General features: G+C 49.2%; 2 tRNA genes and 1 rRNA gene. All 3 read left to right on the top strand.

The window, feature by feature from the left end:
- Positions 1–54, top strand: a 16S ribosomal RNA gene (locus CYR55_RS23120); the annotation flags it as partial.
- Positions 55–124: 70 nt separating this feature from the next.
- Positions 125–201, top strand: a tRNA-Ile gene (locus tag CYR55_RS23115).
- A 105-nt stretch (positions 202–306) separates the two neighbouring features.
- Positions 307–382 (top strand) — tRNA-Ala (locus CYR55_RS23110).
- Positions 383–539 lie beyond the last annotated feature (157 nt).

Raw genomic sequence — 539 nt, 5'->3', positions numbered from 1 at the left:
GTGAAGTCGTAACAAGGTAACCGTAGGGGAACCTGCGGTTGGATCACCTCCTTACCTCAAGATATTTGACCGTGCAGTGCCCACAACAGATTGTCTGATGAAATTCGAGCAGAAATACCTTTATAGGCTTGTAGCTCAGGTGGTTAGAGCGCACCCCTGATAAGGGTGAGGTCGGTGGTTCAAGTCCACTCAGGCCTACCAAATCTTCCCCATACTGCGTTGCTTCCTCACTTGTTTACTGATGTAAACGTCGTGTCGTCGCGCCTTGTCTGAGAAAGATTGGGTAAAGGTATTCAAAGACTGCACGGGGCTATAGCTCAGCTGGGAGAGCGCCTGCCTTGCACGCAGGAGGTCAGCGGTTCGATCCCGCTTAGCTCCACCATCCCCATGGTCTTACTAATACTTCAGAGTATATTGGCAACAGTATGCTGCGACGTATTTTGCTCTTTAACAATCCGGAACAAGCTGAAAATTGAAACATTACAGCACCCATTACTCTCCGTAATTATCGCGGCTTCCAGCTGCGGTATTGAGTAGTG

This window comes from Chimaeribacter californicus (genome assembly GCF_002858675.1).
GTDB classification, from domain to species: Bacteria; Pseudomonadota; Gammaproteobacteria; order Enterobacterales; family Enterobacteriaceae; genus Chimaeribacter; species Chimaeribacter californicus.
Note: the sequence above shows the minus strand (reverse complement) of the source record. Positions and strands in the feature narration are given on the sequence as shown.